Consider the following 24,654-nt stretch of genomic DNA (forward strand, 5'->3'; position numbering starts at 1 on the left):
AAATATATAACTTTCATCAATTCCTAATTTTTTTGCTTCTACAATTTGTCTTTCTAAAGTTTGGTCTTTTGTACTTATCCTTGCATAAAAAAATTTTCTCATACAGGTTTATCCTTTCAAGTGTCATTTTCTCTTTCAATAAGTATACTTTAATTTTGAAATGTTGCAAATATAAAATTGTTTAATTTTTGAAAGAGAATAACTTTTGAAAAGTAAGTATGTCAAAAAGTAGACTTTTTGACATGCTTGCTTTTGTATCCATATTAAATATTAATGTATATATTCCATATTTGATTTTTCAATATTTAGAATTTTTATAAAACTACCTGCATAATGTTAACAAAGTATAACTTTTAATATCCATTTTTTATAAAAGTTAATTTTATTGAATATGTAAAGGAATGATAATTTTATATGAAAAAAATATTATATGTAATTATTTTTTCACTGATAATTTTTCTTTTATCAGTATGTAGCTCCTTACTAAGTGAAAAACGCGTGCTTAATAATGAAAAGTGGATAGAAGATATAAAGTACTTAGATGCAAATTTACGAAAAGAGCATCCCAATATATTCAAATATGTTGAAGAAGATGAATGGAATTAAAGTATAGAAAGTCTTATAGTCGATATACCTAAACTTTCTGATTCAAGTATAATTCTAAGAACATCTCAAATTATAGCATCTTTAGGCGATGGGCATACATTCATTAATCCCTTGGACTTGATAACTCCTTTCGGGCAAAAATATATAAAATCTGAGTCTGTAGTTGAATTTCCTATAAAATGTGAATACTTTGATGATGGCGTTAGAGTTGTAGAATGTGACTCAAAATATAAAGATATTTTAGGTTATAAATTAATATCCATAAATAATATAGATATTAATAAAATTTTAAGTGATATAGCCACTTTAATTTCACATGATTATAAAAATGAACAGTGTTCATTAGTCTACTCTAAAAAGTTTATGAATATTTATGATATTTTAAAATTTTTTGAGGTGGTAGATAGTGATAGAGCTATATTTAATTTTGAAAATGATAAAAAAGAAATAATATCTTTGAAATTAAAAGCAATAGAAAATAAAAAAAACATGAAAACTAATGAAGTTCCAAGTGGAGAAAATGAAGTTTATTGGTATAAAAACTTTGAAGAAGATGAAATACTATATTTTAGGCTTAATAAGTTCACTACAAATTTTCATCTATTTAAAGATAAAAAACCTGATAAGGAACCCCCTGATTTCCGAGAAGTCCAAAAAAGTCTTATATCTGAAATAAATAAGCATAATTACAGTAAATTTATTATAGATTTAAGAGAAAATAGAGGTGGAGATGTTAATATTTTAAATGCTGTAGTTGATATGATAAAATTTCAAACTGATTTAAAAGGTGAGGATATATATATTCTAACAGGTAAAGAATCAGCATCAGTTACTCTAGCTTGGAAATTACAAGGTACATTAGGAGCAACTGTTGTGGGTGAAACTACAGGTGGTAATGTCAATCTTTTTACAACTTGTAATCAAAGTTTACAATTACCCAATTCAAATCTAAATATATACTATCCTTTTAAAGAGTCTATTTACAAAAAGGGATATATCGGTGGAGTCAATCCTGATTTCGAGGTAAGACAAATCTATTCAGATTATTTAAATGGGATAGATACTTGTTATGAGTTTGTAAAAAATTTAAATTTAAGTAAATAACAATTATTTTTAAAATACCCCCAATAGCTTTTGTATTAATGCTATTGGGGGTATTTACATACATTCAATTTAGGTTATTAAGTTTTTTCTAATCAATTTATCTAAATCTTTTAAGTAAATATTACTCAAAATTAACTATACTACTATTTTTATCTATTACTTTCCACTTTCCATTTTTATTTTTAATTTTGAAATTGATTTTAGATATACATTCTCCATGCTTTCCAGGTTGTGTTACAATTACTTTTTCTCCACTTTTGTTTTTATAATCATGCTGTTCAAATGCTACATGAGTATGACCTGCAACTATTGCATCAATTCCTGATACATTCTGAGCTAGGTCTTGGATTCTATTTCCTGGATGTCTAGGTTTTTTAGGTTTTTCTCCAGTATGTGCTACCGCTACTATTATATCGGCTTTTTCTTTTTCTTTCATTACTTTAGTCCATTTTTTAGCATCTTTTACTAAATCATTCATGTATAGTTTATTTTCATATCCAATAAGGTCTTTTAATTCTCCTGACCCTTCATCGTCAACCTCTTTAATTGTAAGCCCTAAAATAACTAATTTTATAGTACCTTCATCTGTTTCAATTTTTTTTATAATATAAGGTTTGGTGTAATTATCTCCATTAGTTTTATATGTATTTGCTGATAATATAGGCATCTTATATTTCTTATAATATGAAATAATGTCATCCAATTCTTCTTTATCATTTGATATAAACTCATGATTTCCAAGAACTACAGCATCATATTTTAGTTGGTACATATCTTTTACAATAGGTGGTTCTCCTTCTCTTTCAGGTATTAATCTTTCATTCTTTTTTTTACTAGTCAAAGCGTCAACTCCAAAAAACCATCTATTCATTTTATCATCCTTAATATCAAAAAAATCACCTGCATCAACTACGGTTAAGTTCTTATCTTTTTTTCTCTCCTTATTTACATAATGTACCATTGATTCAGGAACTAGACTGTGTAAATCTGTAGTTGCTAGTACATTAATCTCTGTTTGTTTTTTGCTAAACCCCAATAGCATTAATGCTGAAAATAAAAATAAATACAATATAATTTTCTTATTTTTCATAATTTCCCCCTCAAAATTGTTATTATTTTCCAAATAACTTTCTATTTTAATATATCATATATTTATCTTTAAATCCCTTTTAAAAGTTGTTTTAACTTTATTTAAAGCATTTCAAGTTTGTTGAAATATCAGAAGTTTGTTTACAAAAATTATCTCAAAAAGAGAGAACTTATTTCGTAAATCAATAGGTATATCATATGTTTTTATTGGATTGTTTATTTTGTTATTAATTATAATTGAGTCAGCATTATTAACCAAACTTATACTAATTTTAGTCGGAGTTATATCTATAAATTTGATTAGAGTAACTATAAAATTTGTTTATTCAAAATAAAATTAAAGCCCTTAAGATTGACTTATCCTAAGGGCTTTTTACTATATAAATTTAATATATCTATTTTTTCCTTTTCATATATTATGATGTTAAAAGATGTATTATCCTTTGAAAAATTACATACAACTGAGTTAATCCATATCTATTTAAAATAAATATTAACAGTGAACAAAAAATTAATATAAAAACAATTCCTAAAACGCTTCTCTTGTTTATTTCCATATGATCTCCCTTTTTATAAAAGTAAGCTAAGAATACACTTAACTTACTTTAATTTTATTTTTAGCTATTTCCTAAATCCAACATTATAAATCTCATAAAGTGAAACCCCCAAATGAAATATATAATGTAAAAATTTTACAATTAATATTATTGCATTGTATACAATAGACTTTCAATGCAATTCATAATTCAAATTATTGCAAAGTTCGACAATATATATTTTCATCGTGAAAACTCATTAGTAGTAATCCCAGTAATATCCTATCTTATAGAAATCTTCAATTAATTCTAATATTTAAATTTATAACAAAAAAACTTCAAACATGTACTTGTAATTCTTATTTTAATATAAAAGAGTGTAGACAAAGTCTACACTCTTTTGAGCTCTAATTTAGAGTTCCTTATATTTTAAACTTGTTTATACTTTATAAAATTAAACCTTTAACCTTAATTTTCAATAATAAATTTTACTTTATTATCGCCTGTTTAAGTGCATCTTTTACTGCATTTACAATTCCATCAGAGGTATACGTTGCTCCAGAAACTGCATCCACTTCTAATGATTGATTTTGAATAATTTCTTTTGGAATCATCTCCATTGGTCTTTGGTAATGTTGCCTTCCTTCTTCATTATGATCTACTATCTTTATATCTCTTACTTTGTTTTCCTTTACTTTTATTTCTACTGTAAGTCCTGGTCCATACCCATCTGCAACTCCAGTATATGTTCCATCCTTGAATTTATATTTATCTAATGATCCATTTATATCTGTTAACAAAGTATTTTCATATCTATTAGTGCTAGTTTCGTTATTCTCTTGAATTTCATTATCTTGCTGATTTTTATGTTGAAGGATATTTGTTGAAATTTTATTATCAAATATTTTTACATCAATTAAATGAAAGCCTAATGTTAATAAAAATATTATAGTTAAAAGCCTATGGTATTTAATCCAACTTCCTTGTTTTCTTAGCATTTTTCTAGCCATCCAGTTTACACCAAGAGTTATACTTACAATCCAACATATTGTTCCTGTATTTAGACTTATTACTGATTCTCCTGAAAATATCCCATGTATAAGCCCTGTTATTACAAGTGATATGCCCATTAGTTTATGAGTATTTGCCATATATTTATTTAACTTTTTTAATTCATACCTGTATATATCACTTTTTTTAATTCCTATTCTAACAACAAATTTACATGTTAATATTACCCCAAATGCTACCGATAACCATGCAAATCCCTCATTTAGAATTTTATGTATTATGTCCATATATTACTGCCTCCGTTACTCTATTATATGCTAGTTGTATCTTTTCTCTAATGATTAAATATTACTCCTAAAAGGTTAATTCTACATTAAACCATAATTAGGTTAACATTAAAATTTAATTAAAATTTATTTTAATTAAAGATATTATTATTTAAAACATCAACTAAAGTTTATACTTTTGAAATACTATACAATAAAAAAGCCAAGTTTGTAGGCCCAAACTTGACTTTTTTATTATCTAAATATCATTGTAACAATCCAGTTGCAATTGACTTAATTTTAAATCCATCTATATTTATTTAAACTATTTTGGATTATTTAACACTGTTGTATATATATAATTATATAAATTAGCATGTCTTAATTCATCTGTTAATATATTAAATACATTATCTCTATAGTATAAATTCGGCATTCCATTCATTATTTCTCTATATCTTTTGACAGCATTTAGTTCTCCATTAAGAGCTTTAAGTATACCTTCTGTAAAATTTTTAGGTGGTATAAACTCAGTTTCTTCTGGCTTTGCATCTAATCCAGTTAATTGTTTATACATTATCTTAAATCTTTTATTATGAGATTTTTCATCTTCTCTTATTGATTCAATAGTATCTTTTATAGATTTTGCTTCTTCTTGAGTTAAACTATCTGTAGGTATATTGTTTATTAACCATTCATAGAAAAGTGCATCTGACTTTTCACCTTCTACAGATTGTTGCATTAAATTTAGCGATTGCATAAATGCTTTTGATGTTGGGTAATTATAATTAAACAACTAAAACGCCTCCCTTAAAATGATACATTTCTATATATCTTATTCAGGATATGACAATAGTGTTCTTTGTTTTACATACAACTTATAATCTCCTCAATATCATGAGTTAGCATATGAGAATCTTCTACTATAATTTTAGGTTCAACTAAATTTATGCATGTCAATATTTTTTAGTTTTAAATTTCAATACATTTCTTAATTTATATAGATTGTAACAATTGGAATCATATGGTACTATTATCACTTAAAAAAGCCCCTATGTCTAAATCTATCTTCTATCCAATATTTATTGATATGAAAATATAGAAATTTAGCATTTAAATGTCCTTTATTTAATTAATCTTATAATAATATCAATAATAAAGGATATTAAAGGGTATATTTGAAAAAATATAAAAGAGATATGTAAAGGAGTATAGTACAATGAAATATAAAATTATGATAATAGAAGATGATAAATCTATTGCAGAATTACTTTACGCACATTTAAACAAGTTTGGATTTGATTCATATATATGTAGAAATTTTGAGTCCGTAGTAGATGAATTTAATTTGATAAAGCCACATTTAGTATTATTAGATATTACACTACCCGCTTTTGATGGTTTCTACTGGTGTTCTAAGTTAAGAAAAGTTTCTTCTTGCCCAATTATTTTTATTTCAGCTCGTAATGCTGATATAGACCAAGTATTTGCAATTTCAAATGGAGGAGATGACTATATAACAAAACCATTTTCGGCAAATGTTGTTACAGCTAAAATAAATGCACAGCTAAGACGAGTTTATGGAGAGTATTCAAATCAAGTATCAGAAATTTTACGTTATGGTGATTGTGAATTTTCAAAGAATAAGTTTATATTATCAGGATCAAAAGGTAGTGTGGAGTTAAGTAAAACTGAAGCAATTATTCTAGATGTTTTATTTGAAAAATCTCCTGATGTAGTTACTAGAGAAGAACTCTTAACTGAAATATGGGATAGTGAAAGTTTTGTGGAAGATAATACTCTAAATGTAAACATCTTTAGAACTCGAAAAAAATTAGAACAAATCGGCTCTAAAATGATAATTAAATCTATAAGAGGAGTTGGTTATAGAGTAGGAGCATCAAATGAAATATAAAAATCATATCAAAAAATTTTTTATGGACCATATATGGGTTATAATCACGTTTTTCATGGCACCGATTGGTTTTTTCGTAAGCTTTTCAGCTCTATATGGAATTAAATTTGCTGACATTTTATATTATATATTTCTTAGTACATTTATTTTACTTTGTACATTGATATATAGATTATATGCAACGTGGAATTTATATGAACAGTTTTGTAATAAGAGTGATAATATAAATGACTATGTTTTATCAAATCAATATTCTAGATTGGAAGAAAACTATCAAAATATAATTAACAATATTAGAATTTTACATAAAAGTGAGATAAACAGTCTTTATGATGAAAAAAACAATCATAAACTAATGATATATCAATGGGTTCATCAAATTAAAACGCCTTTATCTGTAATTCAGCTTACTGCTGAAGAACATAAATCAGATACTGAGTATATAAGAATTTTAAATAGTGTAGATAAAATGCATTACAATTTAGATCAAATTCTAAATATGTATAAAATAGATGCAATTGAAAATGATTTTTTATCTGAAAGAATTAACTTATATGAACTTACACGAGATTGTGTAAATGATTCTAAAAGTTTTTTTATCAAAAATCATATATATCCTAAATTAGATATTGATAAAGAAATAGTTATTATCTCTGATAGAAAATGGCTTAAATTTGTAATTAATCAACTTTTAACTAATGCAATTAAATATAGTAAATCAGAAGGACTAGTTGTAATTCGTGGAATTAAAACTGACAACGGAGTAAAACTAGAAGTTACAGATTCTGGGTGCGGAATAAAACCAGACGAATTAGATAGAATTTATGATTTATTTTTCTGTGGTACAAATGGAAGAACTCATGGAGATTCTAGTGGTCTAGGATTATATATGGTAAAAAAAATATTGGAACATTTAGGACATAATATAGAGGTAGTTTCTCAAGTTGACAATGGAACTACATTTACAATAACCTTTATTTCATGATTATTAGAAAAATTACAAAATCGTAATTTAAAGTAATCTTTATCAATTTTTTAATTATTTTTTATGGTGTATACTAAGTCATACAAAAATAATATTTAGAAAGGAAATACTAGGAGGTTATATTATGTCAATTTTAAAAACAACTAAACTAGAAAAAATTTATAATGCTAAAATACCATTTGTAGCATTAAAAGATATAAATATCAATATTGAAAAGGGTGAATTTGTCGCTATCATGGGGCCATCAGGAAGTGGTAAAAGTACTTTCTTGAATGTTGTATCTACAATAGATTCTCCATCAAGTGGAACTGTATTAATTAATGGTAAAAATCCACATGAAATGTCAGATCAAGAGTTAGCCCATTTTCGTAGAACTACATTAGGATTTGTATTTCAAAGTTTCAACTTAGTTAATACATTAACTGTAGAAGAAAATATTATGCTTCCACTAACATTAGAAGGAGTTTCTGCAAAAGAGATGAAGCAACGTGTAGCTACAACTTCAAAACAGCTAGGAATTGAAAGTTTATTAAATAAAAGAGTTTATGAAATATCTGGAGGACAAGCACAACGTGTAGCTGTAGCAAGAGCTGTTATTCAAAACCCAGCACTATTATTAGCCGATGAACCTACCGGAAATTTAGATTCAAAATCAGCTAAAGATGTTATGGAAATTTTTGATATGCTTAACAAAAACAATGATTCCACTATATTAATGGTAACTCATGATTCATTTGTGGCTAGTTATTGTAAAAAAGTTTATATCATAAAGGACGGTTCTATTTATCAAAGAATTGATAGTGACGGTAATCGTATCAAATTCCAACAAAAAATTATAGATGCAATGACATTATTAGGAGGTACTAATCGTGACCTTATTTGATTTTGCCTATAAAAATGTTACTCGAGATCTAAAAACATATCTTTATTACTTTTTGAACTGCACTTTTGCTGTACTAATATTTTTCCTTTTTTCAGTACTTGCATTTCATCCAAGTTTGAATTTTTTAGAGGATCATACTGCTCCGAGTTTAATTTTAACAGCATCAGAGATTGTTACTGTTATATTTTCATTTGCATTTATTTCGTATTCAGTTGGTAAGTTTTTATCTGCAAGAAATAAGCAATTTGGACTTCTAACTATATTAGGTGCATCTAAGAAACAACTAAATAAGTTAATTTTCTTCGAAAATATGATTATCGGTTTTGCTGCTATATTTGCAGGGATTATATTTGGTTTAGTTATTTCAAAACTATTTTTAAGCATTGCATCAAAGGCTATTGCAGAAATAGATTTTCCATTTTACTTTCCAGTAAAGGCTATTATATTAACAATAGTAGTACTTGGATGCTTATTCTTGCTTATTTCAATACTTATACCTAAGCTTGTTAGAAAACAACAAATTATTAACTTATTAAAATCAGATGAAGTTATTGAGAAAAAACAGAAATTAGGAATAACTTTTATTGTTTTTATAATAAGTACTTGCATATTGTACATTTTAAATGCAAAAGAACTGTACGAACTTTCATTGTTAATTGTATGCTTAGGATCTCTATCACTCGTTTCTTTAACATATTTATTGTTTAGTGTTGGTATTAATGTTTATATATCATTAGCTAAAAATAATGGTTCTTATTATAAAAAGACAAATATGTTAGCTCTATCTAATATTTTAGGCTCTTTAAAGTCTACGACACAATGTATGGCAACAACTGCAACCTTATATACAGTAGCATTTGTATCTATTACTCTTATGATTTCTTCTGCTATTAATGTTAAAAAACAAGTAGAAGTAACTACACCATACGCTTTTATGTATGAGGCTTGGGAAAAAGATGCACCTATAGATGACCATGTTAAAAAAATCGAAGATACTATAGGAAATTTGCCAGGATATAAAAAGCTTGGATTTAATCTATATAATGAGAAAGGTTATGGACTCAATGCTTTAGTTACAGAAAGCGATTATAACAAAATCATGCAATTCACTAATAGAAAAAAAGTAACATTAAACAAAGATGAAGTAATTATAGTTACTGGAAATCCAGAACAACCTTATATGGATATATCTCCTCAAATTTCCAAATTGTTTAAAAATGCTGGAAGTGAAGTATCTATTAAGAAAAAAGAAAAAGAATTAATTATTCCTTCTGGATATAAAGATCAATTTATAGTTGTTCCGGATGCTTTATTAGAAAAAATTAAAGTGAAATTAGAAACATCTACGATTTATGCTTTTGACATTCATAACTATACTAAATATGAAGAGGTCTCAAATAAATTAGATGATTACTTTGAACCCTTAATCTCAAAACATGAGGCTACAATTATTTCAGCATATAGTCTTTATGTAAATGAACAACTTATAAAAAATCTTATACTTTACATTGGCGGAATTCTGTGTATTTCATTTTTATTGGCAGTTGCAAGTTTCCTATATTCAAGATTGTATTCAACTTTAGATAAAGACTCTAAACATTATCAAGGAATTGTTAAAGTTGGTTTATCTAAAAAAGAATTGTCTAGAGTTCTTAATGGACTTGTAAGTACAATTGTAATAATACCTTATGTGTTATCTCTAGTGTATATGTGGATATTTATACTTAGAATAGATAGATCTAATGTTGTTTCAATTGTTCCGATGTCAATTGCTTGTACTGTTATATTTACTATTATTCAAATCGGTGTATTTATATTTGTTCAAAAATCATATAAAAGAGCTGTTTTTAATAAAATTTATTCGGATATGTAAAATAGTTCTATTTAAGACTGTATAGTTGATTTATGTAAAAGTAAATCTCTATACAGTCTTTTTGTGTGTTGTAAGCTAAATTTAACTATTTAAAATTATTTTTAACTCTATAAGTTCCTTTGTGCCTAAATTGTTGAAATATAGTCTATCTTAAACCAAAATATTGATAGTACTATACTCCATAGGTTATCTACAAATTTTAGTTAAATACAGTTTGTTTAAACGTAAAAGATGGAGGGTATCCCCTCCATCTTTTACGTTTAAAACTCCTAATACTAATTAACACTTAAATAGTTCATTTTAACTGATATAACTCTTAATAAATAATTCATTAAGAAAATTGTAGCTATGTAATAACATATAAAAATACCTATACTACTAATAGCCATTACGCTTTCAAAAACTAGTAAAATACAAGTAGTTATGGAAAACAATAATTGCAAACTATAATAAGAATCCTTTTTAACCTTCATATTCTCATTGTTTTTAGTGTAAATAATAGTTTTCTTTTTATATGATATTAAACTATATATAAAAAGAGTTAATGGTATTATAATTGCTGAAATCACAAGTAATGTGTACTCTATCTTAATCCCCCCTAAATCTTTGTTTATTTAATTATAACAAAACTTACAGATAAAAATATTCAAGATACCTCATTTGATATTCTACCTCCAAAATAACCATTCAGAACTTTATAAATTAAACATATACTGTATTAAATATATTTATTCACTCTTTTATGTTGATTGGAGCTTTAATATTTAGTGTTGGATTAATATATTTGTTCTCTATCGAAAGTAATAGATAAAAAAATAACTGTTTTAGTGGTTATTTTGTTAAACTCTAGGTGTATATACAATAGAAATTTTTTGAAAGGTTTTAGTTTCAATCAATAGTTATAATTAAGAACAAATATTATTTATATTTTACGAAGGGGTAAAATTAATGAAAAAGATAATTACAGCTATTTTACTATGTATGTTTTGTATTTGTATAAGTGGATGTGGTAATGATAATCAAAAAACAACTTGGAATATGAGATCTATTCAAGATAATAATGGAGCAGTTATTTATTGTTCAAATGGAAGTAAAGATGTTTATTCAAATGCGATTGTTAAAGATGTTGTCTGCATTTTACAAGGTTCTTCTGTTACTATTACAGATAAAAGTAGCGGCAATAAATGGATTGGAACCTGTACAAAAATGGATTCTTCTCAAGATATCTACGAAGTAATATTTGATAATAATAAAAAAGGTACTTTGAGTAAAAGTGTTACTAAATATGAAGATAACACAAAAGAAAATACATTGGTCATTTCCTGCGAGGGCTACACATTGTATTTTAATGAAAATACAGATGAAAAAAATTGAGATTAAGTTAGTAATTACTATATAATATAGATAAATTTGAATTTTAAAAGGGGCATTGTACATTGGTAGAATACAAAAACAGAGAAGAATTGATTTTAGAAATTTCAAATCGTTCAAAATTATTCATAGACGAATTTAATTGTATTAATGAGAAAGACAAAGATAAATTAATTGATGGAGTAGATAAAACACCAGCTCAAATGATTGCTTATCAATTAGGATGGATGAATCTTATTCTTGATTGGGAAAGTAAAGAGCAACAGGGGATTACTGTTGTAACACCAACCCCAGACTATAAATGGAATAATCTTGGTGGTTTATATGAAAGTTTCTATAAGAAATATGATGTATATACTCTAGTAGAGTTATGTGATATGTTTGTAGAAACAGAAAAGAAAATTATACAATTAATAAATACATATACAGATACCGAATTGTTTCAACAAGGAGGAAGAAAGTGGTCATCATCAACACCTTCAAATTGGCCAATATGGAAGTGGATTCATATAAATACTGTTGCACCTTTCAAGTCATTTAGGACAAAAATACGAAAGTGGAAAAAGTTGCAGCAATAATAAAGTTAATGAGAAAATATTATAAAATAAATAGTAGGTGAGTGTATTGAGAAACGAAGAGAAAATCAAATCTATAAAATATTCTATAAAAATCCATAATAGAAACCGCCTTATTAATTTAGTGTGCACTACATTAATTTGCGCTGGACCTCCATTGTGGTTAATTTTAAGAATTCATGATAAAGATTTTGAAAATTTAATGAATACTGCTTTAATATCTTTTTTAACTTTAATTTATATGACCTTTACATGGTGTCATTTTTTCTTTACTAGAAAAGAAACTAAACAATTACATGAAGATTTATTAAAAGAAGTAACAGAAAATAAGTAATTAGTCTTAAAGTTTTGGTTATACATATTTCGAATAAAGTTAATGACCTTAAAATCAAAGTAAATGAATTTTAAGGTCATTTTTACTATTACTCTTTAAACAAGTTTTAAAGTGTAATTTATTCTATTTTTAATAAGTAAATTTCCTGATTTTTTCTCAATTAAAATATTTTAAAAATATTTAACTTCTAATATCCGCACGATATTATCTTATAATCTCCATCTTTATTCTTAACTAAAGTGTATCTTAGATAATTTACACCTGATTCTTCAGGTTGATTTTCAAATAAGTATTTAACTTTATATTTAACATCAAGTGATTTTCCCTCTTTAAAGTAAAGATATTTTCCATTTTTCAACCTACCTTCAACAGTTTTAAATGGAACCTCTTCTGAATCTAGATATTTGATATATAGTATATCATCAAGCGATCCTTTGGCTGGACCATCAAAACCTATATAATTATAATCATAACCATCCATATTAAATATACACTCATTTATAAGCTCTAAGTCGTTTGTATTCATTGCATTTATATATACTTCCATAACAGATTTGGCGTCTTTTTTCCAATCTACAGGTAAACTTTCCTTATCGAAACTTTTATATTTTACCTTGAAAAATACAAAACCAGTTAAAAATATTAAGCATATTAAAAAAATTATTGTTCTATTTTTCATAAAATAAAGTCCTCATTATTATCTCATTTTAAGTAATCTTATGGCTTGAAATAAATCTAGTTCCCCATAAATTGTCCTACTTTAATAACTTTCATATTATAACAAATATATAAATTTAATTTTTAAACTTGGAATAAAACATATAAATTCTGGACTAAAAGATAAGTAGTCTTAAAATTTCACTTTAGGGACTATAGTTACATATTTCGAATAAAGTTAATACCATTCACTAACTATTAAGACTTTACAGATTTTAAATATGAATTTAAAAATTTTATTGGAAACATTAAGGATTCAAATATTCTTATAGTAAATAAAGATACTATGTGACTACGATATATACTAATAGAAATGAAAATTTAGGTTAAAGATAAATTTGATTTTCCTTGTAGCACTAAATATAAGTCTGAAATAAATATAATTATATTAGTCCTAAATAGTCCTATTTTAGTCCAAGTTTGATAAACCCTCTAATATTATATGTTAAAATATTCCAGTTAGCACAAAAGACACAACTAGTGGGGGATCTGATGAAAGAAAGATTAATAATAGGATTTTTAGGGCTGTTTATTTTATTAATGACAGGGTGTACTTCAACAAAAACTTCAGAAATAAATATATTGGCAACTTCTGATTTACATGGGGTTATGCCTTATGAGTTATCTTCTTATATTCAAGGTGAAAAATCTAAACGTAAAAATACAATTGTAGTTGATGCAGGAGACTTTATAGATTATGGTACACCTGGTTCAAATATGAATAAATATTGCTTTGATAGAGACTGTGATGATGATAGAAATCATAAATATGTAGAATTTCCATTTGCAAAAGAAATTAAAGAAATAGGCTATGATACTGTAGTGCTTGGAAATCATGAATTTCTATTTAATAGCAAAGCTCAACTAGATGATATAGTTTCTGATTTTAAAAAACAAGATATTGATATATTATCGGCAAATACTCATAAAAAAAATGGTGATAACTATTTAAAACCTTATACAATTAAAAAAGTTTCTACTCCTGATGGAGATGTTAAAATAGGAATTTTAGGTCTTACTGTAAAAGAAGTAGGTCAAAGATATGAAACGTTAAAAGATGGTACTGTTAAACCTTTAGGAGATGGATTAAAAGAACTAGATGATTTTAATGGGTCATTGTATATGAGTGATTTAGTTGAAGAGACTAAAAAATGGGTTCCAGTTATGAAAAAAGAAAATCCAGATATTATATTAGCTGTTGTCCATTCTGGAGAGAAGAAAAAAGGTGATAAGTTGCCTGAAAATAGAATACAAGAATTAGCACAAGAAGTTGATGGAATAGATGCCATAGTTGCAGGCCACACTCATAAAGATTTTGATCAACATAATTACAAGAATAAATCTGGTGAAAAAGTTATAGTAACTCAACCTGGAAAATATGGAGAAGCCATTTCTAAAATTAATTTCCGATTAGAAAAAAATAATAATAAATGGGATATAGTTGAAAAATCCAGTAAAGTAACTAATTTTGAAAAAAGTCAAGAAGATAAAAATTTTGATATGCTTTTTAGAAAACTAGTAAATACAACTTTGGAGGTTGAAAAGAATCCAAAAGATAAATCTTATAAAAATCTTAGTTTAAGTAAATTAACTCCGTTTAAATGGGACAAAGCCTATGTATTTGATACGAATACTTCTCCTGAAACAATATATAAAACAATAGGTTATAAGTGGAAAGATATAAAGAAAGCTGAAAGTGAAGATATGGTTCAAATGATATTTATGAATAATAAAAAGGTTGTCTGTCATCTATATGGTTATGAACAATTACTGTTTGCAGATTTTAATTTTGATAAATCCGAGTTTAAAAATGGGGTTGTAACTATATACCCTAATAGTAATGATAAGTTTGAAGTTACACTAGATAAAGTGTGGTCTTTTATGAAGTTAAAACATATAAAATAAAACAACTTATATATTAAAGGTACATTGATAATTTATCTATACTTATGCTCCATAAAGATTACAAGTCAAAAGGTATTGGAAAACAAATTTATAATTTATTTGAACAATATTTACAATCATCAAATTCCAAATCTATTAGAATTGATATAATAAATAATTATAATAAAAATATTTATGAATTTTGGACTAATCTAGGATTTGAAAAAGTTAAAGATATTGAACTAGAGTGGTCTGGAAAAAACTGTCTGCTACATATATGTTGAAAAGCTTTTAATAAACTAGTAGTTAACTTTTATTTGAGATAAAGTCGATGCCCTTAGAACCCACATAAATGGATTTTAAGGGCATTTTTACTACTTCTATTTAATTAAATTTTTGTATAATATTTTTTATATTTCACTCCTAAATAAACCTATCTCAATCCAATTTCAATACTTTTTATTTGAACTTTTATATAATTTAAACTAGTCTTTGAAAATTTCAGCATTTGAATTTTACATATAATTGCAAGAATATAAAAATTATATATACTTTCATTAGATTAATAAGGATAAGACAAAATACATTTTAATCTGAAATTATACAATAAAAATTTCATACTTTGAGATTTCAGCTTGAACGGAGGAAATTTAGAAATGAGTAAGTATACGTACTGGAAACTAATAGATTGGATTATAGGAGGAATTGGGCTTATATGTATATATTTAGCACCTTCAAATTTTTTTGAACCAAATCTATATGAACCAAGTCTATATAGTAACCCCTATAAGATTCCTCAAAGGATAGTCGGTTTATTTTTGATATATTGCTTTTTATCAGTAATATACTGGATAATAAATAAAAAAATAAATATGGTAGTTCATTATAGTTTAATAATAGCCATATATATAGCAATTACTATACTATATGTTATTGCAGTTCAATCAGGTATATAAAAAACATAATAAGAATTTTAATATTATTAGGTTTAATCTTTTTCAATTTATTTTTAATAAAATAGATATAATATCATTATATTTAGAAATGCTCTACGCTATTTATTGTGATGAAATAGATATCAAAGTAAAAGTATCTATAAACTATCCTATGGTGGTTTAAAAGAAATTGTATACTTAAACAAAGAATAAAAATTAATAAATATTATTAATTTTTATTAATCCTTAAAATTTCCGTTTAGTGACTAGAATTGCATGTTTCGAGTAAAGTTAATACCCTTAGGATTAAAATAAATGGATTCTAAGGACATTTTTACTACATGTCTTTAAACACGTTTTTAGAGAATAATATTTCTTAGGAATGTCCAAGAAAGCATCTGTTTTAATGGGAACTTATGAAACTATGAATTCTGCTATAATTAAATTAACAATTGTATAGGATTATTTTAATAAATAGGAATTTTAAGTACTTATTATTATCTCTCGAGAGGATGAAAAAAATGTTTATTACCATTTCCAACTGCTGTGATGAGCAGGAGTTTTTAAATTCAGTTCGATTAAACGGTTTGCTTAAGTACAATATGAAGCAAACAAACGGTAAATTACAAGTTCCAAATGTGGAGTTTGTAAATGTAGCTCGCAACGAAAAAGGTGTTATTATTGGAGGTGTCTCTGGTTCTACCTATCTTTCATCCTTGGAAATAGAGGCCCTTTGGGTGCAAGAAACTTACAGGGGGCAAAATATAGCCTCGCGTTTGTTGGCAGAAATAGAACATAGGTCAAAAGAATCTGGCTGTCAGCTCGCCCATCTGACTACGTATTCCTTTCAAGCTCCACTTTTTTATCAAAAGCATGGGTATGTTATCTGCGGAGAAATCAATGGATTTCCCGATGATATCAAACTATATACATTAAAGAAGCAACTGTGATATACATCTTAAAGACGAAGGCACTAAATTCTAATTTATATATTGTAAAATAACCAATAAACTTTAGTAATAATTAAATTAGTCTCAAAATTTAGGTTTAGGGAATAGTTATAACAAAAATGAGTGTACCTGTTTAAATTCCTTAATTTTAACAAGTATACTCATTTCTACGTTATTAAAACTTTATTTTTTTAAGTTAACCTTAAGTTAATAGTTTTAAATTCTAACATTCATTAACTTTATTTATTTAATAATTTCTAATCATTTTTCTAGTTTCTTTTAACTTATTAAGTTTGTTATATATCTGATTAACAGACTTATACTTAATCATTATACCTCTTACACTGCCTCATTTTAATTATAAATAATCATACGAAGTGTTTATAATATATTAATTCTCTTTACTTTTTAATAAATAGTTCTTCTTAAAAGCAAAGTACTTTGTCATTGAAACTGTCCCATGAAATGATATTAAAAATACTATTAAAAAGGTAGCTTCCCAATCAAGCAAAGTTCCTAAAGTAATTATAATAAACAATAAAACACAAGATTTTATACAGCTCTTGTATTGAAAATCATAGTAACTACTATCTATTACTTTTAATGAATCCTCCCACAACATACCTTGTGTTATCCAGTAAGATATTTGATTTTTTTTGTAACATCTATAATTATAAATCACATAAATAGGAACAAAAACTGCACTTACTATAATATACGTACTCATAAATTCCCCTTTCAAATTTAATTACTTACTTTAATACACTATAGAAATTGTTAACTTATTTTTTATAGCTTTAAGCCTCATAAAAACTATGATTATAACATTTCAAAATATATTTTACCAATTTTTCATACATTGTTGAAATATAAAATAATGCTATTTCTTTTATACTTTATAATAATCATTAAAAAGTTATAGATTTTATAAGTGTCCCTTATATCTCCATATTCATTTAATCCAAAATTTGCCCATTTTGAGAACTTTTTTCTAAGATCATTGTATTGATCTCCAAGGTATTGGTATATTTAATTTCTATGCTAATCTCTCCTCCCTAAGTAATTGTTTATTTAATTATATCAAAACTTCCAGTTACAAATATTCATGATAATATATGTTTTAAAGACATCTAACTTTGTGTTTTTAGAGAATAGTTTATATTATAAGATTTAAAAGTTATATATTTCTAACATTAATAGTTGAAAAAAATTTCCATAAGTGATATATTTATAACATATTAAGTTATAAATATATCACTTATAAAGGGGGATGACTATATGTCTAATAGTCAATTTACTATCAAAGCACAACTTATTCTGGATATTTTCACAATGATCTTTATTTTACTAAGTTCAATATTTGACCTTTATTTTGACTCACAATATTCAAATTATGTAACATTCGCATGGAATGTATGGTTAGTAATTATGTTAATTTCACACCTTAAAGTCAGGGGTATTAATGATGAATTATCTGAAACTATATTATCAAAAGTAAATAAAATGAGTATAGATTTTATGCTTGTATCTATAGCCTTAATTGGTATGTTTGCTACAACACCTAATACTTCTTATGTATTTAAATCTGTTAATATTCTTGGATTAGTAATTATAATAACATTACTATTACTTACAATTTTTAGGTTATTATCATATATATACTATGATAGAAAGGGACTTTATAATTAAATGCCTATTTTAAAAACAAATATTAAAGAGTATAGAGAAAAAGCTCTTATTAAACAAAATGAATTAGCTCAATTAGTTGGAGTAAGACGTGAAACTATAGTTCATTTAGAAAATGGTAGATACAATCCATCACTTAAGTTAGCTATGGATATCGCAAAAGTCTTTAATACTTCAGTTGAAAGTTTATTTGAATTTGTTGATGAAGAAGAATAATACTAAACTTAAATTAAAAAGAAATTGCATAACAATTTGTTATACAATTTCTTTTTAAATTTGTAATACAGTTTCATATATAGTTTGTTTAACAATTCATATTAAAACAATTGAAATAACTGTATTTACCTTTTATTGTCTAGTTCCTTCTTTTTCTATCTTTTCTAAAGCTTTTGCAGGTACATCATCTTTATTAATTGTAGTTTCTCCAAGAGAAATTGTTTTACTAGCACTTATCTTGATATAAGTCCCTGGAGCATAATAATCTTTTGCAGTCCCTTGTTTAGCAAAACTAAAATCTTTTTTATTTCCTTCTTTATCATATCCAATTAATTTATACTCTTTTCCTTTTATTTCTTTTTTACCTTCACTATTTACTAACCAAGAATCTTTATTTACTTCATCTGTTGGTACTTGTGTGTAATAAGTTTCTGATGCTACATATCTATTATTATAATATCCCTTTGCCCAGAATGCTCCACCACCAATTACTACTACCGCTATTAAAATACCTAATATTTTTTTCATATTCTACCTCCTAAAATTCAAGTTCTTTTTTTCTAAATATAATCATTGAAACTACCACTGGAATTACCATGTATAGTATAATCTCTATTATTGAAGTTATATTAAATTTGCCAGTTGATATATAGCTTAACTTTTGTATAGCTAATAAAGTTGTAAACAAGTGTTCAGTTAAATTTCCTAACAAGTCTACTATAAACTTTTGAGAAAGTATAAGATTTAATATCATCCCTACTGTTCCTGATCCTAGCAATACAAATGATATTGTTCCATACATTGCATTTTGATAATGATAAACTAATATTGTAGATATTCCTACATATACAATAATCTTTAGTATTCCTATTCCTGCTCCAAAAGTCAGTTCTAAAAACTGTTCGTGCGTAAGTGTAATTCCTAAAATCTTTGGTACACCTATTACAAATACACCTAACAGTACACCTGAAATTACTGCTAATATTACCGTTTCTATTGCTTTTGTTAATATAATTTTATTTCTATCAATACCATATCCTATAGCTATTTGCATTGCTTTACTTTTAAAATCATCTGAGTATATTGATAAAAATATTGGTATTCCTACTACTAAAGGATAAAATCCTAAAAATAAATCTGTTTTTGAAAGATATCCTCCTCCATCTAAATTTGGAGTATATATTATAAATACCATCGTAAGGAATAATCCTAAAAAAGTTGCTACCGTGTATATTAAAGATTTTTTACGACTCATTCTATTTAAATCTGCTATTAAATAATTTAACATTTCTTCGCCCCCTCTACTAATTCAAAGTAGTAATCTTCTAACGTCTTTGTAGATGATTTTTCTTGTAAAATTTCTATTTTGTTTTCCTTTAAAATTTTCTTTGTTCTCTCAATATCACTTACTTTAATCTCTATAGTATCTGATTCACTTTCCAAATTGTTTTTATCTATTTCTTTAAGTATTTTTCCTTCATGGACAATACCAAATCTATTTGCAGTATGTTCTAATTCTCCAAGAATATGAGAAGATACTATTATTGTCATTTTGTACTCTTCATTTAATTTCTTTATTAAGTTTCTAATATCCGCTATCCCCTGTGGGTCTAGTCCATTTGTAGGTTCGTCTAATATTAGTATTTCTGGGTTACCAAGTATCGCATTTGCTATTCCTAATCTTTGCTTCATTCCCATAGAAAAGTTTTTATATTTTGCTTTTGTCTCATGTAAGTTTACTATTTTTAATACTCTATCAATTTCTCCTTTATCCTTGATTCCTTTTAATTGTCTATAATAGTTTAGGTTTTCTCTAGCATCTAAATAATCAAAGAAGTTTTTCCCTATGAAAAATCCTATTTTCTTCCTATTTGTAAGCAATTCATTTTTATCTTTACTACCTTTTATTGATAATTCTCCACTACTAAATTCTGATAATCCTAATATAACTTTAAAAATTGTTGTCTTACCTGCTCCATTTTTTCCTACAAGCCCATAGATTTCACCACTATTTACACTCAAACTCAAGTTTTTAGTGACATGAAATTTGCCATAATATTTATTAATATTTTTTAACTTTATCATATTCTCTCCTTTTCTTAATCCGTGCTTTATTTAACTCTATTTTATACATTCATTCTTAACTAAAGATAAATCCAACCTTAAATAAACCTTACTTTTTTAGTTAATTTAAATTTAATAAATTCACATTAACTAAATGTAAATTTTACAAGTCATAATGCAATGTATAGTTTACTTTTTGTTATATTTATAATACTATTTAAATATAAGGAGGTTTATATGAAAAATAAAAGAATGAAAATAGCTCGTATTGAATGTGACATGAAACAAGATGATTTAGCTAAAGCTGTAGGGGTGACAAGACAGACTATCGGATTAATAGAGTCTGGAAACTATAATCCAACTCTAAATCTTTGTATCTCAATATGTAAGGCTTTAAATAAAACTTTAGATGATTTATTTTGGGAGGAGTAGTAATGAAGAGTGTTCAAAATCAAGATGAAAGAGTTATATCTCAAAGAAGAAAAATTCAAAGTGATGGGTTTCAATTATTAATCTATGCTTTATTTTTATCAGTTTTAATTCAGCAAATATTTTTGCAAGCTCCGCCTAGTCAGTATATTGCTGAACTTTTATGTTTAATAGGCGCTGGATTTTATAATATTATTCGTAATTTAAATATTGGTAACAATCTGTTTGGAGATGATAGTAATTCAAGGAAGAGACTTCTTAAAAATACTATATTTTCAGGAGTAGGATCTGTTATTTTAGTTGCAATAATAACAGGTGAAACAAATATTTGGAACCTTTTAATTAGTGGATTAACCTTTGCTGTTACTTTCGGAGGTATGACTTATTTCTTTTACTATGCTAGTAAAAGAAAACAAGATAAAATTAAAAGAGATCTAGATATTGATGAAGATGATATTGATTAAAAAAAGTTAGGATAAATTATCCTAACTTTTTTTAATCAAATCTTTCAACACTACCTTTGTATATAAATTCTGTGTGCTTACATTGAGGACACACATGTATATTAAAAATTAAATGCTCTTCAACATCAAACAAAGTTTTAAATAATCCCCTGTCATTTTCCCTAGACTCAAATCTATACTCCTTTAAAAACTTCATTTCAGTATTACACCTTAAACAATTCATAAATCCCCCTCCAAATATAATTCTTCTTATAATAATATTATTATAATATTTTACCTTTACTCTATTCAATTTATCTTTATTTCATTTGCTCTAATTCTATCTTAGTATCTATTAATAACTTTTCAAAGAATGGCTCCAAATACTTAAAGTCTGGTCTAATATTTCTGTTTACATCTGAATAATTAGATAAAACTAAAGCATTTCTAAAATATAAAGAATGCTTTTTAAATAAATCATTATTTACGTTATATCCTAAACTTCTCAGGTATTTTATAATAAACACTGCTGTGGTTATTGTATTTCCTTCACAAAACGGGTGTACTTGCCATATTGAAGATGTAAATCTTGCTAATCTACTCACTGATACCTTAGCACTTTTTTTACTTTCCTCTTCAAAGTCATAAGCTAGTATATCCATTAAATCATTATAGTCTCCATATATTACGCTATCTCCACCAAGTATCGGCTCTTTTTTACTTATATTATAATCTCTAAACTCTCCAACATACCTTTCTAGTTCACCTTTAAATAAATCTTTAAATAAAGCTCTATGAATGCTTTTTAAAGTTATTGGACTAAATTTAAAACTTCCATTTTCTAATAATTGAACTATTCTCACAGATACCAAATCACATTCTTCAGTTTGAATAATTGCTTCATCATTAGGATCAAGTTCTTTATAGTAAGAGTACAGAGCATTTTCTACTTCTTTATATGTTTTTTTGCCTTCTATTGAATCTTCCATTAGTTGCATAAGATATTTTGAAGGTTTTAAATTATCTACTTCGTTCAATCCTATAGCAACTTCCCAGTTATTTTTCTTTTCAAATTTATCAATTCTATCTTCTGTCAACTTTGTATATGATGGTTTTGTGTACATATTTTAATCCCTTATTTCACTAGGTTAATTATTTATTTTTCTCATTATCCTGTATATATCTTATATCATAAGATTTACATTTAAGTCTAGCCTATCTTCGATGATTGCAAATAAACTTAAATATGCCAAACTTAAGCTTATTTAAGAATTATAAAAATATCAAATCATTTACTATGACATTATAGTTTATTTAAATGCAAAATTGTTAAATAAATTATAAATGAAATTCAACTTTAACCTGTTAAACAATTTGTTATTCAATTTCATTTATTATTTGTTTTTCAAGTACATATTAAATTTGTTATACAATTTGTACCTTAACAATTGAAATACCTATATTGCATTAATTTATCTACCAAAACATATCCATTTCTCTCTTGTGATCTAGATCTTCTTTTTCTTCTAATTTATATTCAACAATTTTATTATCCAAAGTTCCTTTAAAAAACTTGTATGAAGTTGCTTTAATAGTTTCAACATCATCTTTATCAAGTGTTATCATCACCGCATCTTCAAATGCCTTTTCCATATATTTATTCTTAAAATCAACATCTTTAAAATCCATTTTAACTCTTCTTAAAGTCCCTTTAGTAAATATACTTTCATCAGGAATAAATATCTCCAACTTATTATCTTTTATATCAGATATAATTTCTGGCTCAATAATTACCTCATCATTTAAAATGATTTCTTCTTTATTTTCACAATCATTTTCATCAGAAGTAATTGCGACTTCTTCTAGCACCATACCAGGAATTTCTTTTATAATTTCATCCTTTGTAAAGTACTTACGCTTGTCTAAATCTTTAATGTAAAAATCAATAGAATCAACTTTTCGTCCTACTTTATTTTCTTTTATATCTATTTCAAAATATCCAGTTTCATTAAGCTCTTTTATCGCTGGAAGTATTACTCTTCTCTTAAAATCATTGTATTTACTATATTTATCCTCTAGCATTAATAGTTCTTTAATTTCATCCAATTTATAGTTTATAGTATCTTTTGTCCCACTCCAAAGTCTCAATAAATCATAAAATCGTTGAGCGTAAGAATTGTTTAAAGATAGCCAAATCTGCACATTAACAGGTGTATATCCCATTTTTAAGTATTCTTTTAATAAGTTATGTATTTTCTCTGATGCTTCAATATTGAATATCCCTAATTCGTCGTCATACTCATATCCATTTATAAATCCATATGCTCCCCATAAATTACCTTTTTTATTTTTCTTTTCTTCTTTGAAGTATATAGGTTTCTTTCTTAGATCTTCTAATACTTCTAAAATCCCTTTAACTGTGTTTTTTTGCTTGAATTTAATTATGTCTTTAAATTCAGAGTGACTAATTGAGCAAGTTAACACTCCATCTGATTTTTTTTGAAGTTTATACAACATAGATAAAAATACTCTATTTTCAATTAAACTTAAACTATACCTAGCCTTCACCAGCATATTATTTTTCATCAATATGCGATTACTTTCTAATTCTTCTATCAGATTCACGTTTACTCTCCCCCTTTTAAACTAATTCTAGTTATAGAGTAACAAATGGTTTTAACTGCGTCAACATTTTTAATTATGTCGTTTTTTTACTCCCTAATAAGTCGTAGTTACTCCCTGTTTTGTCGTCTTTAGTCCCTAATAAGTCGTAGTTACGTCC

At 25.8% G+C, this 24,654-nt stretch carries 28 protein-coding genes; 17 read left to right on the top strand and 11 right to left on the bottom strand.

All coding sequences use genetic code 11. From position 1 onward, the window contains the following. Positions 1 to 414: 414 nt before the first annotated feature. Positions 415 to 606 carry a hypothetical protein gene (locus tag ACRDDE_RS07680; protein ID WP_438626703.1) on the top strand — a complete coding sequence of 64 codons (192 nt, stop codon included), beginning with the start codon at positions 415 to 417 and terminating at the stop codon, positions 604 to 606. Positions 607 to 717: 111 nt separating this feature from the next. Next, positions 718 to 1,710, top strand: a complete 993-nt coding sequence (locus ACRDDE_RS07685) for a S41 family peptidase (RefSeq protein WP_438626704.1) — start codon at positions 718 to 720, stop codon at positions 1,708 to 1,710. Between the two features lie 121 nt (positions 1,711 to 1,831). Here the strand turns inward: ACRDDE_RS07685 and ACRDDE_RS07690 are convergent, their stop codons facing one another. The 3 genes from ACRDDE_RS07690 to ACRDDE_RS07700 form a co-directional block, all read right to left on the bottom strand. Next, positions 1,832 to 2,800, bottom strand: coding sequence for a metallophosphoesterase (locus ACRDDE_RS07690; RefSeq protein WP_438626705.1), 969 nt, complete (start codon positions 2,798 to 2,800; stop codon positions 1,832 to 1,834). Positions 2,801 to 3,823: 1,023 nt separating this feature from the next. Next, positions 3,824 to 4,633: an FMN-binding protein gene (locus ACRDDE_RS07695; protein WP_278633351.1), complete on the bottom strand. Its 810-nt coding sequence runs from the start codon at positions 4,631 to 4,633 to the stop codon at positions 3,824 to 3,826. A gap of 304 nt (positions 4,634 to 4,937) precedes the next feature. Beyond that, positions 4,938 to 5,408, bottom strand: a complete 471-nt coding sequence (locus ACRDDE_RS07700) for a ferritin-like domain-containing protein (protein ID WP_278633352.1) — start codon at positions 5,406 to 5,408, stop codon at positions 4,938 to 4,940. A 423-nt stretch (positions 5,409 to 5,831) separates the two neighbouring features. Here ACRDDE_RS07700 and ACRDDE_RS07705 point away from each other — a divergent pair, with 423 nt between their 5' ends. From ACRDDE_RS07705 to ACRDDE_RS07735, 7 genes are all read left to right on the top strand, one after another. Continuing rightward, positions 5,832 to 6,527 carry a response regulator transcription factor gene (locus ACRDDE_RS07705; RefSeq protein ID WP_278633354.1) on the top strand — a complete coding sequence of 232 codons (696 nt, stop codon included), beginning with the start codon at positions 5,832 to 5,834 and terminating at the stop codon, positions 6,525 to 6,527. Beyond that, complete coding sequence (locus ACRDDE_RS07710; RefSeq protein WP_438626706.1) at positions 6,517 to 7,512, top strand: sensor histidine kinase; 996 nt, start codon at positions 6,517 to 6,519, stop codon at positions 7,510 to 7,512. Before ACRDDE_RS07705 ends, ACRDDE_RS07710 begins: the two co-directional genes overlap by 11 nt. A 124-nt stretch (positions 7,513 to 7,636) precedes the next feature. Next, entirely contained in the window at positions 7,637 to 8,395 is a 759-nt protein-coding gene (locus ACRDDE_RS07715) for an ABC transporter ATP-binding protein (RefSeq protein WP_278633357.1), read from the top strand. Continuing rightward, complete coding sequence (locus tag ACRDDE_RS07720; RefSeq protein WP_438626707.1) at positions 8,382 to 10,268, top strand: ABC transporter permease; 1,887 nt, start codon at positions 8,382 to 8,384, stop codon at positions 10,266 to 10,268. The genes ACRDDE_RS07715 and ACRDDE_RS07720 overlap by 14 nt, the downstream gene beginning before the upstream one ends. A 948-nt stretch (positions 10,269 to 11,216) precedes the next feature. Further along, positions 11,217 to 11,642 carry a hypothetical protein gene (locus ACRDDE_RS07725; RefSeq protein ID WP_438626708.1) on the top strand — a complete coding sequence of 142 codons (426 nt, stop codon included), beginning with the start codon at positions 11,217 to 11,219 and terminating at the stop codon, positions 11,640 to 11,642. 62 nt (positions 11,643 to 11,704) lie between these two features. Then, a complete protein-coding gene (locus ACRDDE_RS07730; protein WP_438626709.1) occupies positions 11,705 to 12,217 on the top strand; it encodes a ClbS/DfsB family four-helix bundle protein in 513 nt (170 codons plus the stop codon). A 46-nt stretch (positions 12,218 to 12,263) separates the two neighbouring features. Further along, positions 12,264 to 12,548 (top strand): hypothetical protein, encoded by a 285-nt coding sequence (locus ACRDDE_RS07735; protein WP_438626710.1) that lies wholly within the window; start codon positions 12,264 to 12,266, stop codon positions 12,546 to 12,548. A gap of 187 nt (positions 12,549 to 12,735) precedes the next feature. Here ACRDDE_RS07735 and ACRDDE_RS07740 read toward each other — a convergent pair whose 3' ends face one another. After that, positions 12,736 to 13,227 carry a DUF4829 domain-containing protein gene (locus ACRDDE_RS07740; protein WP_438626711.1) on the bottom strand — a complete coding sequence of 164 codons (492 nt, stop codon included), beginning with the start codon at positions 13,225 to 13,227 and terminating at the stop codon, positions 12,736 to 12,738. 530 nt (positions 13,228 to 13,757) lie between these two features. Here ACRDDE_RS07740 and ACRDDE_RS07745 point away from each other — a divergent pair. The 4 genes from ACRDDE_RS07745 (at position 13,758) to ACRDDE_RS07760 (ending at position 17,034) form a co-directional block, all read left to right on the top strand. Further along, on the top strand, positions 13,758 to 15,170 hold the full coding sequence (locus ACRDDE_RS07745) for a metallophosphoesterase (protein WP_438626712.1): 1,413 nt from the start codon (positions 13,758 to 13,760) through the stop codon (positions 15,168 to 15,170). 38 nt (positions 15,171 to 15,208) lie between these two features. Then, a complete protein-coding gene (locus ACRDDE_RS07750; protein ID WP_438626789.1) occupies positions 15,209 to 15,433 on the top strand; it encodes a GNAT family N-acetyltransferase in 225 nt (74 codons plus the stop codon). 372 nt (positions 15,434 to 15,805) lie between these two features. Next, complete coding sequence (locus tag ACRDDE_RS07755) at positions 15,806 to 16,105, top strand: hypothetical protein (RefSeq protein WP_438626713.1); 300 nt, start codon at positions 15,806 to 15,808, stop codon at positions 16,103 to 16,105. 491 nt (positions 16,106 to 16,596) lie between these two features. Beyond that, a complete protein-coding gene (locus tag ACRDDE_RS07760; RefSeq protein WP_438626714.1) occupies positions 16,597 to 17,034 on the top strand; it encodes a GNAT family N-acetyltransferase in 438 nt (145 codons plus the stop codon). Positions 17,035 to 17,425: 391 nt separating this feature from the next. On the opposite strand, the gene ACRDDE_RS07765 is transcribed toward ACRDDE_RS07760, so the two are convergent. Next, positions 17,426 to 17,761, bottom strand: coding sequence for a hypothetical protein (locus tag ACRDDE_RS07765; protein ID WP_438626715.1), 336 nt, complete (start codon positions 17,759 to 17,761; stop codon positions 17,426 to 17,428). 551 nt (positions 17,762 to 18,312) lie between these two features. On the opposite strand from ACRDDE_RS07765, the gene ACRDDE_RS07770 reads away from it, so the two are divergent. Further along, complete coding sequence (locus ACRDDE_RS07770) at positions 18,313 to 18,723, top strand: hypothetical protein (protein WP_438626716.1); 411 nt, start codon at positions 18,313 to 18,315, stop codon at positions 18,721 to 18,723. Further along, entirely contained in the window at positions 18,724 to 18,936 is a 213-nt protein-coding gene (locus ACRDDE_RS07775; RefSeq protein ID WP_053832887.1) for a helix-turn-helix transcriptional regulator, read from the top strand. It abuts the gene before it with no gap. 132 nt (positions 18,937 to 19,068) lie between these two features. Here ACRDDE_RS07775 and ACRDDE_RS07780 read toward each other — a convergent pair whose 3' ends face one another. The 3 genes from ACRDDE_RS07780 to ACRDDE_RS07790 are packed head-to-tail and all read right to left on the bottom strand — an operon-like array spanning position 19,069 to position 21,021. Beyond that, positions 19,069 to 19,464: a YxeA family protein gene (locus ACRDDE_RS07780; protein ID WP_438626717.1), complete on the bottom strand. Its 396-nt coding sequence runs from the start codon at positions 19,462 to 19,464 to the stop codon at positions 19,069 to 19,071. Positions 19,465 to 19,474: 10 nt separating this feature from the next. Continuing rightward, positions 19,475 to 20,224: a hypothetical protein gene (locus ACRDDE_RS07785; RefSeq protein ID WP_438626718.1), complete on the bottom strand. Its 750-nt coding sequence runs from the start codon at positions 20,222 to 20,224 to the stop codon at positions 19,475 to 19,477. Then, the gene (locus ACRDDE_RS07790; RefSeq protein ID WP_438626719.1) at positions 20,218 to 21,021 is read right to left on the bottom strand and encodes an ABC transporter ATP-binding protein; all 804 of its coding nucleotides are present in this window, start codon (positions 21,019 to 21,021) and stop codon (positions 20,218 to 20,220) included. Before ACRDDE_RS07790 ends, ACRDDE_RS07785 begins: the two co-directional genes overlap by 7 nt. Positions 21,022 to 21,237: 216 nt before the next feature. On the opposite strand from ACRDDE_RS07790, the gene ACRDDE_RS07795 reads away from it, so the two are divergent. Further along, positions 21,238 to 21,432: a helix-turn-helix transcriptional regulator gene (locus ACRDDE_RS07795; RefSeq protein WP_438626720.1), complete on the top strand. Its 195-nt coding sequence runs from the start codon at positions 21,238 to 21,240 to the stop codon at positions 21,430 to 21,432. 2 nt (positions 21,433 to 21,434) lie between these two features. Continuing rightward, complete coding sequence (locus tag ACRDDE_RS07800) at positions 21,435 to 21,893, top strand: DUF6773 family protein (protein ID WP_438626721.1); 459 nt, start codon at positions 21,435 to 21,437, stop codon at positions 21,891 to 21,893. 31 nt (positions 21,894 to 21,924) lie between these two features. On the opposite strand, the gene ACRDDE_RS07805 is transcribed toward ACRDDE_RS07800, so the two are convergent. The 3 genes from ACRDDE_RS07805 to ACRDDE_RS07815 form a co-directional block, all read right to left on the bottom strand. Continuing rightward, a complete protein-coding gene (locus ACRDDE_RS07805; protein ID WP_142730759.1) occupies positions 21,925 to 22,116 on the bottom strand; it encodes a hypothetical protein in 192 nt (63 codons plus the stop codon). A gap of 76 nt (positions 22,117 to 22,192) precedes the next feature. Further along, positions 22,193 to 22,996 carry a Fic family protein gene (locus ACRDDE_RS07810; protein ID WP_438626722.1) on the bottom strand — a complete coding sequence of 268 codons (804 nt, stop codon included), beginning with the start codon at positions 22,994 to 22,996 and terminating at the stop codon, positions 22,193 to 22,195. Between the two features lie 352 nt (positions 22,997 to 23,348). Next, positions 23,349 to 24,497: a replication initiation protein gene (locus ACRDDE_RS07815; RefSeq protein ID WP_438626723.1), complete on the bottom strand. Its 1,149-nt coding sequence runs from the start codon at positions 24,495 to 24,497 to the stop codon at positions 23,349 to 23,351. Between the last annotated feature and the right edge of the window lie 157 nt (positions 24,498 to 24,654).

Origin of the sequence: Paraclostridium sp. (genome assembly GCF_051656405.1) — a bacterium.
In the GTDB taxonomy this organism is placed as follows: domain Bacteria; phylum Bacillota; class Clostridia; order Peptostreptococcales; family Peptostreptococcaceae; genus Paraclostridium.

Bases quoted from the DNA above. Each gene is read 5' to 3' on its own strand.
- ACRDDE_RS07690 (WP_438626705.1), bottom strand. From the start codon at position 2,800: ATGAAAAATAAGAAAATTATATTGTATTTATTTTTATTTTCAGCATTA.
- ACRDDE_RS07805 (WP_142730759.1), bottom strand. From the start codon at position 22,116: ATGAATTGTTTAAGGTGTAATACTGAAATGAAGTTTTTAAAGGAGTAT.
- ACRDDE_RS07725 (WP_438626708.1), top strand. From the start codon at position 11,217: ATGAAAAAGATAATTACAGCTATTTTACTATGTATGTTTTGTATTTGT.
- ACRDDE_RS07780 (WP_438626717.1), bottom strand. From the start codon at position 19,464: ATGAAAAAAATATTAGGTATTTTAATAGCGGTAGTAGTAATTGGTGGT.
- ACRDDE_RS07790 (WP_438626719.1), bottom strand. From the start codon at position 21,021: ATGATAAAGTTAAAAAATATTAATAAATATTATGGCAAATTTCATGTC.
- ACRDDE_RS07715 (WP_278633357.1), top strand. From the start codon at position 7,637: ATGTCAATTTTAAAAACAACTAAACTAGAAAAAATTTATAATGCTAAA.
- ACRDDE_RS07705 (WP_278633354.1), top strand. From the start codon at position 5,832: ATGAAATATAAAATTATGATAATAGAAGATGATAAATCTATTGCAGAA.
- ACRDDE_RS07695 (WP_278633351.1), bottom strand. From the start codon at position 4,633: ATGGACATAATACATAAAATTCTAAATGAGGGATTTGCATGGTTATCG.
- ACRDDE_RS07745 (WP_438626712.1), top strand. From the start codon at position 13,758: ATGAAAGAAAGATTAATAATAGGATTTTTAGGGCTGTTTATTTTATTA.
- ACRDDE_RS07765 (WP_438626715.1), bottom strand. From the start codon at position 17,761: ATGAGTACGTATATTATAGTAAGTGCAGTTTTTGTTCCTATTTATGTG.
- ACRDDE_RS07800 (WP_438626721.1), top strand. From the start codon at position 21,435: ATGAAGAGTGTTCAAAATCAAGATGAAAGAGTTATATCTCAAAGAAGA.
- ACRDDE_RS07785 (WP_438626718.1), bottom strand. From the start codon at position 20,224: ATGTTAAATTATTTAATAGCAGATTTAAATAGAATGAGTCGTAAAAAA.
- ACRDDE_RS07795 (WP_438626720.1), top strand. From the start codon at position 21,238: ATGAAAAATAAAAGAATGAAAATAGCTCGTATTGAATGTGACATGAAA.
- ACRDDE_RS07680 (WP_438626703.1), top strand. From the start codon at position 415: ATGAAAAAAATATTATATGTAATTATTTTTTCACTGATAATTTTTCTT.
- ACRDDE_RS07760 (WP_438626714.1), top strand. From the start codon at position 16,597: ATGAAAAAAATGTTTATTACCATTTCCAACTGCTGTGATGAGCAGGAG.
- ACRDDE_RS07775 (WP_053832887.1), top strand. From the start codon at position 18,724: ATGCCTATTTTAAAAACAAATATTAAAGAGTATAGAGAAAAAGCTCTT.
- ACRDDE_RS07740 (WP_438626711.1), bottom strand. From the start codon at position 13,227: ATGAAAAATAGAACAATAATTTTTTTAATATGCTTAATATTTTTAACT.
- ACRDDE_RS07770 (WP_438626716.1), top strand. From the start codon at position 18,313: ATGTCTAATAGTCAATTTACTATCAAAGCACAACTTATTCTGGATATT.
- ACRDDE_RS07755 (WP_438626713.1), top strand. From the start codon at position 15,806: ATGAGTAAGTATACGTACTGGAAACTAATAGATTGGATTATAGGAGGA.
- ACRDDE_RS07810 (WP_438626722.1), bottom strand. From the start codon at position 22,996: ATGTACACAAAACCATCATATACAAAGTTGACAGAAGATAGAATTGAT.
- ACRDDE_RS07710 (WP_438626706.1), top strand. From the start codon at position 6,517: ATGAAATATAAAAATCATATCAAAAAATTTTTTATGGACCATATATGG.